Here is a 7,935-nt window from a genome sequence, read left to right on the forward strand (position 1 = left end):
GTGTGCGATGTGTGCGCATCCCTGGACGGGACGGAAGTGGGCATGGATGACGATTTTGATTTCGGCGGGAGGCTCCTGTTTGAGGGATACCGCCTGTTACCCCCGGCGCATCCCAATTGCGGGTGTGGTGTGGAATACATAGAGGCGCCGCCGGCGGTAGGAAGGAAGTGAAAGACATGAGAAAATTTCTGGATCTGGTTGAGAAAAGATTACCGGACGCCCCCGGGAAACAGGCGGAAACGCCGGAAGCCCCTGCGGATGGCGTCCTGAAAAGCCGGTTTAAAATCATGAAATCCGACGATGAAAAGATGCTGGCCTTCGGATGGGCGAGCGTCTCCATGCGTGTGGGCGGGGAAGTGATCGAGGACTGGCAGGGGGATATCATTGAACCGGCAGAACTGGAGGCGGCGGCATATGAATATGTCAGGCTGTACGGCGAAGGCGGGGAGATGCATGAGCGCGGCGGCGTGGCCGTGCTGGTGGAAAGCGTCGTATTTACGGAAGAGAAAATGGAGGCCATGGCCATCCCCGCGGGCACGCTCCCGGTCGGCTGGTGGATCGGCTTTAAAGTGCTGGATAAGGAGGTATGGGAAAAAGTCAAAGATGGCACGTATCCCATGTTCTCCATTGAGGGGGAGGCGGAGCGGGTGGAAGTGGATGAGAAAAAAGAAAGTACCGCCCCTGAAAACCAGGGCAGGCTTCTGAAAAGGGTTATTGATTCTGAGGCCAATCGGAGTATGGTTTGAAAATTTTTGACATTTCAAAGGCATCTGTAAAGGATATCCTTTACTTTGTAGCTTAAAGGAAAGGAACCGAAATATGGCGACAAAACTTAAAAATCTCAAAGTTCACAAAGTTGATTTTGTGGACGCAGGAGCAAACCCGGATGCACATATCGGGCTGTTTAAAAGTAAGAACAGGGATGCGCCGGCGGCAGGAGCCGCAGAGGGAACCGGATGCGAAAAGGACAGCGGTATCCTGAAACGCTTGGTTGCCTTCATCGCAAAGGCCGCCGGCATGGGGCAGGAGGAGATCGACGGCGCGGTGGAGGAGATCCAAAAAGGCGATTCTGTAAGCTTCAGCGAAAAAATAAACCAGGTCAACAACCGGAAAATCGCAGATGAAATATGGGATATGTGCTACGCCCTGCAGTCATCCCTCTGTTCGATCCTTTATGACGAAGATTTGGACAGCGCGGGCGCGGAGGTGGCAATGCTGGAAAGCCTCCAGGAATTCCAGACCGTAATGCAGGTATCGGTAAAGCAGTGGGCAGGCAGGAAATCCTCCAATATCGTAAGCAAGCGCCGCGATGTGTCAGGGGAGGAACTGGAAATCATGAAAGCAGCCGCGGGACGGCTGGCCGGGGAAATCATGAAAGCAGAGGCGCGGCTGGCCGGGGAAAGCGCGGTTGTGGATGAAGGTAAAAAAGAGGAAGGAGAACAGAGCATGGGAATGAAAATCGACAAGAGTAAGATGACACCCGCAGAGCGGGCCTTTTACGATGATATCGAGAAGCGATGCGGCGTAGAGGAAGGGGCCGCTCCCGCTTCCGGCGCAGAAACACAGGGAACCGGCCAGGGGGATCCCGCAGCGGCAGGAGGCGTCACAAAATCGGCCGCACAGCCCGCGGCAGGATCCTTACAGCAGCCCGCAGCACAGCCCGTACAGCCGGAAGCAGGAACGGCGGCAGATGACATCTATAAGGGCCTGCATCCCGCAGTAAGGGCGGAACTCGAAGGATTGAAGAAATTCCGGGAGGCGGCCGAGGACAGGGAACTTTCCGAAGTTGCGAAGAAATATGCGGTCATCGGGAAAAAGGAGGAGGAGCTTGTCCCGTTGCTGAAAAGCCTCAAGGCAGCAGGAGGAACCGCTTATAATGACATGCTCGCCATGCTGGATCAGACCGTCACGATGGTGGAAAAATCTGGGATCTTTTCCGAAATTGGCAAATCCGGCCATGGAGGATCCGGGACGGGCAGCGCAGAAGCAAAGATAGAAGGGATTGCAAAAGGGTACATGGAAAAGGATCCGGCGTTAAGCTATAACGCGGCCATAGCGAAAGCATGGGAAAATAACCCGGATATCCTTGGGGAGTATGACAGCGAGGCAGGATTTTAAGAAGAAGGAGGGATAAACCATCATGGCGAACCGAAATTTTAACGGGGTACAGATAAACCAGGGCGCAACCATCGCGGAGAAAGCCGGGGCCGATATTGAGGACTGCCGGAACCGTGCCATGGCCTATGATGAGGACGGCAATGTGGTTCCCGCATCCGGCGGTACAAAGCCCATTGTGGGCGTTGCGCTGGTTGAGGCCGGCTGGAATGATATATCCGGCGCCCATTCCGGAAAAGTCCTTAAAGGCGAAGATGTGGACATCCAGGTTAAGGACATCGGCTATATCCTCTCCGGAGGGGAGATTGCAAAGGGCGCCGAGGTAACGGCAGGCGAGGCCGGGCTCGCAGCAGCGGCGGCGGCCGGCGACTATGTGATCGGGCTGGCCCTGGATGCGGCGCAGAAGGATGAGTATTGCCGGATCCAGATCATGAAATACCAGAAAAATTAACAGGAGGGACATAAAATGGCTAAGAGAACAGCAGCAGGCATCCAGGCAGACATTGCCAAAGGCGTCTTCAGGCCGCATACGGCGTTATCAAATATGGCGCTGGCCTATTACCAGAGTGATGACAAAGCCTTCGCAAAGACGATCTTCCCGGTCTGCCCAGTAACGTTATCCTCTGATAACTACTATATTTTTGACAAAGAGGATCTTCTGCGCGACAACTGGCAGAAAAAACCGGCGTACGGGAAGGTGGATCCGGCTGTGCTGTCTGAGCACACGGAAAGCTATGCGTGTGTGGTGGACCAGATGATCATGGGCATCGACCGGATCCGGCAGACGGACTTAACGCGCAGGCAGGGGCCGGGGGCTGCCGATCCGAGGATGCAGCGTACAAGGACCATGGCAGGGCAGGCGAATATCCATCAGGATGTGCTGTTTGCCCGGGCCTTTTTTAAGCCGGGCGTATGGGGGCAGGAGGAAACAGGAGTAGATTCAACCACGCCGGCCAACGGTCAGTTTATTAAATTCTCCAACGGGAACTCGGATCCGGTGGCCCTTGTGGATGACAGGAAAACGGTTATGGAGCAGAGCACGGGCCGCAGGCCGAACCGGATGGCGCTCGGTGTAAATGTCTATAATTCCTTAAAAAGGCATCCCGCTGTGCTGGAGCGGGTTAAGTACGGAGGATCCACAGTAAACCCTGCGAGGGTTACAGAAAACGTCCTGGCCCAGTTGTTTGAAGTAGAGAAGCTTACGGTTCAGCGCTCCATCATGAACAGGGCAAAGCCGGGGCAGAAAGCGGACATGGGCTATATCGGCGATCCGGACGGGTTTCTGCTTGCATACGCTACAGATACACCCTCCATTGATGAGCCTTCGGCCGGCTATATATTTACGTGGGATATGCTCGGCAACGGGAACCTTATGCCGGTGTTAAATTATGACGGGGAACCCGGGACACATTCCGAGTTTATTGAGGGCCTCATGGCCACGGATATGAAAAAGACGGCGGATGACCTGGGGATGTATTTCAGGGATGCCGTGTAAAAGAGGGGGGATGACACTGTGAAGCTGGTTGCGAAAAGACCCTGCTGCTTTGGTGGAAGAAAATTTTATATTGGCGATGAAGTGCCGCGGGATCTGGTCCTGGATCCGGCATCCCAGGAGAAGCTGGGAGTCCTCTCCGTTTTGAAGGACAGGGAGGGGCCGGCCGGAACCTTTACACGCGGGCAGGTGGACGGGATGGTTGCTGAGGCTGTGACGGGGCTGGCCATGACAGATGCCTTTGCCGGCGGGGAAATTACCCTGGCAGAGCCCTGTGTGGGCATCATGATAAGAGAGGATCCGGCAGGGGTAGTACACGCCGCCCCGGAGGAAATCCGGCAGGTATTTGCCATCATGCAGGCTAACGCGGATGAAGGGGTGCGGATGATCGCTGAGGTTACAGACGAAAATATACTGATCCTTCTCCATGTGGCGGACAGCCGCAAAACAATTAAAAACGCGGCCAGGGAACGCGCGGAAAGGCTGTTTCCCGCCCGGGAGGAGGATCCCGAAGCCGGGGAAACAGCAGACGCCGGCACATCGGAAGGGGGATCCGCTACCTGATGGCAAACAGGGCATACACCTATGAGCCCGCAAAGATCCGGGAGCCCGGCAAAGACCGCATGAGGTTTGAATTGGGGGATACCATGGTGGAAGGGCTTTCTGATACCACGGCGCTCACGGACGAGGAAATACAGGCGGCCATTGACACGCACCCGGGCTCATGGGACAGGGCAAAGCTGATGCTCCTGGAAAGCCTGTGCAGGCGCTTTGCCTATGAGGTTGATACAAAGACAGACAAACTCTGGCTGTATATGCAGGAGCGGGCGAAGCTGTGGCGGGCAGACTATGAGGCGTTGAAAAAACAGGTATCCGCACAGTCCTGCCGTGTCCCGCGGGCCGGCAGGGGCGTCCAGGGTAAGCCGCCCTATTTTTATACGGGGATGCAGCAGAACGGAAGGGCGGGGCGCGGATGAGGAATACAAGGATGATGTATGTGAGGCCCGGGAACCTTTTTAAAGATTTCGCCATTGAAGAAAATAAGCAGGTTGTGACAAACACGGGAAGAGTGGCGAACGTCCATTCCGGCGACGGGACGCGGATGCTGAAAGGCTGCCTGGCAGCAGCTTCCGACGAAGACAGGGAAAACCACAACCAAAAAGATCATATCGTTACCCACACGATCGTGCAGGCAGGGAGCCCGGAAGCAAAGCGGGGGGATAAACTGACGCTTGGGGAACGCGTGTTTTATATTATCGATGTTGATGATATCAGTTCGCTCGGCATATCGACAGTATACTACGCTGAGGAAAGGAAGGATTTGAAGTGAGGTTATGGGCAGAAGGGAGTGGAAAGGGGATCGGCAGGGCTGTCCGGGCCACTGTAAAAGGCCAGGTGGCGGACATTAACCGGAAAGTCATTGCCAGGGGCGTCCGGGCGGTAAACGCACTTAGGAATGCGGAGCAGGAAGTATTGAAAGGCCAGAGGAGCGGCCGGGTTTACAGGAAACCTTATACAAAAAAGGCAACCTATACCGCCTCAGCTCCCGGGGAACCGCCCGCCCGGCGCACTGGGAACCTACGCCTGCACTGGAACGGTGATGTAAAAGGCGGGACAACCTCCGGAGGCGGGGCGTCCCTCACCGCAGCGCTGGAAAGCGGGGAACCGTATGCCATTTTGCTGGAGCATGGGACATCGAAAATGGCGGCAAGGCCCTTTGTGGAACGGATTAAGGAAAAGGCTGCGCCGGAAATTAAAAAGATTTTCAGCGGGCCGTATACATAGGGAGGGGGGACGGATATGCCGTTAGTGACAGAAAAGCCGGCGGCAGCCTTTGACCTGGCGCAGATCCGGCGCGGGGATCTGCTCTGGGGCCGGCATTCCACCTGGGACAGGGGAAAGGCAGGGTTTGTGACGTCAGCCACAGAGGGGCAGTTGATCGTGCAGTATTACCCTGGTATAGGCAATGTTACAAACCATTTTATAATCCCTGTGTCCGAGGCGGCGGAAGGCCAGTGGGAGATCCGGTGGTCTTCCGATATGGCGGAAATACGGGATTATAACATAAAGCCGGACGGCGGGCAGCAGGAAACGGAAGGGGGCGGCGGGGGTGACGCTGGAGGAGCTGATTTATAAAAGGCTTGCAGGCTCAGAAGCACTTATAAAGCATCTGGCATCCTATAACGGGGCCCCGGCTGTGTTCAGCACGTCCCCACCGGACGAAAGCCAGGAGGAAGGATGGGCGGGGAATACGCAATACCCCATGCTGGTTTACAGCTTCGATCTCCAGGCAAACACGGAACGGCACAGCGCCGGCGCGTTATCGGTGGATCTGTTATGCCGGAATACAGCGGACATCACGCCGGAGGACATTGTGCCGCAGGTGCGGGAATGCCTGCGGGACGTGATATTAAAGCCGGAAGGCGGATCGCCATACTGCTTTGCCTGGGCAAGGACAGACGCATTTACCCAGGAGGAGAAAAACGGGGGCATGACGGTTGGCAGCGAGATACGGTTTGACATCCTGGAATACCCCCCGCAGGAAACAACCGATCCGGATCCCGTTATGGCAGCCAGTAAATATATCAAGGAGTTATTTCCGGAATGCCTGATTATGGGGTATGACCGGATGGAGGAGATCACAGAGGCGACGGCAGAGAAACCGGTGGTTTACTGCAGGCTGGAATATACTGATAAATCGCGGGAAACGAATACGGTAGCATGGATGGACGGGAGGATCGCCGTCCATATTTTATGCCCGGAGACGGGGACAAGGGTAAAGATTGCGGCGGCGATTGCAAACCGGATGTCGCTGGACGGGGAGATTACCATGCTGGATCACTCGCCTATGTTTATTAAACGGCTGCAGGCGAATTATAAATCCGACTATCTGAAAGACGGCCAGATATTTGTAACCGGCCATTACGGGATTTTGAGGTACCGGGCAAAGCCCCACGCGTTGCAGTCCGTCCATGCCAGGAACATGTAAGGAGGTATCACATGGCAAAGGAAGCATTAAAAGAAGCCAGAGCTGCGCGGGCAGATGAAAATAAAGCGCAGGCAGTAAAAGAAGAGGCTGCGAAGGAGCCCGCATCCAAAAACGGGAGGAAAGCCTCACAGGATCCAGTCTGTGCCGTGGGTGGGCCTGTGACGGAGGTAAAAGAGCCGGCATCCGGAAGCGGGAGAAAAGTGGCGCAGGATCCGATCTACTCCGCAGGCGAGCTTGCAGCGGGGGCAAAAGAGATTTTCCAGACAAGGCCGGAGTGTGTCGTGGCGGCATTAAGGGCAGCGGGCAAGGAAAAATGTACGGTCTGTGAGGCGAAAAAGATTGTGGAAAAATTCCTGAAACGGGCGGTCCAATAAGAAAAACGAAAAGAGGAGGCAAAGTGAAATGGATTGAACAGAGGGGAGAAGTCCTGCCGGGGTATGCTCCCGGCCTCCCCATGGCTGCCGGATGGGCGTTGCGGGATGCAGCGTCCTTTTATATTCCACAGGGCAGGGCGGGAATGTGTGATATATGGATAAAAAAAGAGTAACCACACCCTGCCCGGATCGTTGGTTACCCTGTCGTGGAAGTCTCCTTCTGTACAATATTTTATCATAGATGGGGATTTCTTTCAAGAACATTTTTGAAAGAGGAGGATAAGCTGAGTACCCAAATTGAGTACGCAGGCTAGAGAAGAGAAGTTACGGTAATAAATGAATCAGGGCTGTACTGTCTGATTATGAGCAGTAAGTTGCCATCAGCCAGGAAATTTAAGCGCTGGATGAAAACAGTTACCCTACAAAAATCCTCTGTAAAGATTGCAGGGGGAACAGGAAAACTTATACCGTAACTTACCGGGATCCGGCATGACAGATATGACGGATCCCGGCGCAATTTACACAACACACCAATAATCAGGACGTCCTTGTAAACAGGGGCGTCCTTTTTATACACATTTTTTCAGAAAGGAGACTCAAAAGTGGCTGGTACATTTATATCAGGCGAAGCCAAAACACGCCCGGGTTCCTATTTCCGGATCGACAAAAAAGGCAATAACGCCGCTTCCGGGATTATGAACGGGGTTACGGCCGTAATCTTTAAGGCCGACTTCGGGCCGCTCAATACCGCGGTGGAACTGAATGCCGCGGATGGCTACGAAAAGACGTTCGGGAACGGCCTTACGACGGATGCAGTCCGGGAGGCGGTCGCCGGGGGCGCAAAGACGATCATTGCCTGCCGTGTGGGAAACGGCGGCGCGCAGGGGACGGCCTGCTTAGCGGATACCAACGGGGAAGACGCGCTGCGCGTCACGGCAAGATGGCCGGGGGATAAGGAGTTTTCC

The 7,935-nt window shown here is 55.0% G+C and carries 13 protein-coding genes and 1 pseudogene; all 14 read left to right on the top strand.

Annotation, left to right across the window (positions count from 1 at the left end; genetic code table 11):
* Positions 1–176 precede the first annotated feature (176 nt).
* Complete coding sequence (locus NFS31_RS25735; protein ID WP_251501671.1) at positions 177–746, top strand: XkdF-like putative serine protease domain-containing protein; 570 nt, start codon at positions 177–179, stop codon at positions 744–746.
* A 73-nt stretch (positions 747–819) separates the two neighbouring features.
* Positions 820–2,118, top strand: coding sequence for a hypothetical protein (locus tag NFS31_RS25740; protein WP_251501674.1), 1,299 nt, complete (start codon positions 820–822; stop codon positions 2,116–2,118).
* Positions 2,119–2,140: 22 nt separating this feature from the next.
* Positions 2,141–2,566, top strand: coding sequence for a hypothetical protein (locus tag NFS31_RS25745; protein ID WP_251501677.1), 426 nt, complete (start codon positions 2,141–2,143; stop codon positions 2,564–2,566).
* A gap of 15 nt (positions 2,567–2,581) precedes the next feature.
* Positions 2,582–3,610 carry a hypothetical protein gene (locus tag NFS31_RS25750; RefSeq protein WP_160228595.1) on the top strand — a complete coding sequence of 343 codons (1,029 nt, stop codon included), beginning with the start codon at positions 2,582–2,584 and terminating at the stop codon, positions 3,608–3,610.
* 18 nt (positions 3,611–3,628) lie between these two features.
* Positions 3,629–4,171 carry a hypothetical protein gene (locus NFS31_RS25755; RefSeq protein ID WP_160228594.1) on the top strand — a complete coding sequence of 181 codons (543 nt, stop codon included), beginning with the start codon at positions 3,629–3,631 and terminating at the stop codon, positions 4,169–4,171.
* On the top strand, positions 4,171–4,584 hold the full coding sequence (locus tag NFS31_RS25760; protein WP_160228593.1) for a hypothetical protein: 414 nt from the start codon (positions 4,171–4,173) through the stop codon (positions 4,582–4,584). Before NFS31_RS25755 ends, NFS31_RS25760 begins: the two co-directional genes overlap by 1 nt.
* Positions 4,581–4,937: a hypothetical protein gene (locus tag NFS31_RS25765; RefSeq protein ID WP_160228592.1), complete on the top strand. Its 357-nt coding sequence runs from the start codon at positions 4,581–4,583 to the stop codon at positions 4,935–4,937. The genes NFS31_RS25760 and NFS31_RS25765 overlap by 4 nt, the downstream gene beginning before the upstream one ends.
* Entirely contained in the window at positions 4,934–5,392 is a 459-nt protein-coding gene (locus NFS31_RS25770; RefSeq protein ID WP_251501680.1) for a hypothetical protein, read from the top strand. Before NFS31_RS25765 ends, NFS31_RS25770 begins: the two co-directional genes overlap by 4 nt.
* Before the next feature lie 15 nt (positions 5,393–5,407).
* Positions 5,408–5,743 carry a DUF5026 domain-containing protein gene (locus tag NFS31_RS25775; protein ID WP_160228591.1) on the top strand — a complete coding sequence of 112 codons (336 nt, stop codon included), beginning with the start codon at positions 5,408–5,410 and terminating at the stop codon, positions 5,741–5,743.
* Complete coding sequence (locus NFS31_RS25780; protein ID WP_160228590.1) at positions 5,718–6,596, top strand: hypothetical protein; 879 nt, start codon at positions 5,718–5,720, stop codon at positions 6,594–6,596. Before NFS31_RS25775 ends, NFS31_RS25780 begins: the two co-directional genes overlap by 26 nt.
* A gap of 11 nt (positions 6,597–6,607) precedes the next feature.
* Entirely contained in the window at positions 6,608–6,970 is a 363-nt protein-coding gene (locus NFS31_RS25785; protein ID WP_160228589.1) for a hypothetical protein, read from the top strand.
* Between the two features lie 23 nt (positions 6,971–6,993).
* Positions 6,994–7,143: a hypothetical protein gene (locus NFS31_RS25790; RefSeq protein WP_251501683.1), complete on the top strand. Its 150-nt coding sequence runs from the start codon at positions 6,994–6,996 to the stop codon at positions 7,141–7,143.
* A 159-nt stretch (positions 7,144–7,302) separates the two neighbouring features.
* Positions 7,303–7,443 (top strand): BRO family protein, encoded by a 141-nt coding sequence (locus tag NFS31_RS25795; RefSeq protein WP_275563932.1) that lies wholly within the window; start codon positions 7,303–7,305, stop codon positions 7,441–7,443.
* 129 nt (positions 7,444–7,572) lie between these two features.
* Positions 7,573–7,935 (top strand): annotated as a pseudogene (locus tag NFS31_RS25800) (phage tail sheath subtilisin-like domain-containing protein); the annotation flags it as partial.

Origin of the sequence: Otoolea muris (assembly GCF_943193115.1) — a bacterium.
Classification (GTDB): Bacteria; Bacillota; Clostridia; order Lachnospirales; family Lachnospiraceae; genus Otoolea; species Otoolea muris.

Bases quoted from the DNA above. Each gene is read 5' to 3' on its own strand.
- NFS31_RS25735 (WP_251501671.1), top strand. From the start codon at position 177: ATGAGAAAATTTCTGGATCTGGTTGAGAAAAGATTACCGGACGCCCCC.
- NFS31_RS25740 (WP_251501674.1), top strand. From the start codon at position 820: ATGGCGACAAAACTTAAAAATCTCAAAGTTCACAAAGTTGATTTTGTG.
- NFS31_RS25745 (WP_251501677.1), top strand. From the start codon at position 2,141: ATGGCGAACCGAAATTTTAACGGGGTACAGATAAACCAGGGCGCAACC.
- NFS31_RS25750 (WP_160228595.1), top strand. From the start codon at position 2,582: ATGGCTAAGAGAACAGCAGCAGGCATCCAGGCAGACATTGCCAAAGGC.
- NFS31_RS25760 (WP_160228593.1), top strand. From the start codon at position 4,171: ATGGCAAACAGGGCATACACCTATGAGCCCGCAAAGATCCGGGAGCCC.
- NFS31_RS25765 (WP_160228592.1), top strand. From the start codon at position 4,581: ATGAGGAATACAAGGATGATGTATGTGAGGCCCGGGAACCTTTTTAAA.
- NFS31_RS25775 (WP_160228591.1), top strand. From the start codon at position 5,408: ATGCCGTTAGTGACAGAAAAGCCGGCGGCAGCCTTTGACCTGGCGCAG.
- NFS31_RS25785 (WP_160228589.1), top strand. From the start codon at position 6,608: ATGGCAAAGGAAGCATTAAAAGAAGCCAGAGCTGCGCGGGCAGATGAA.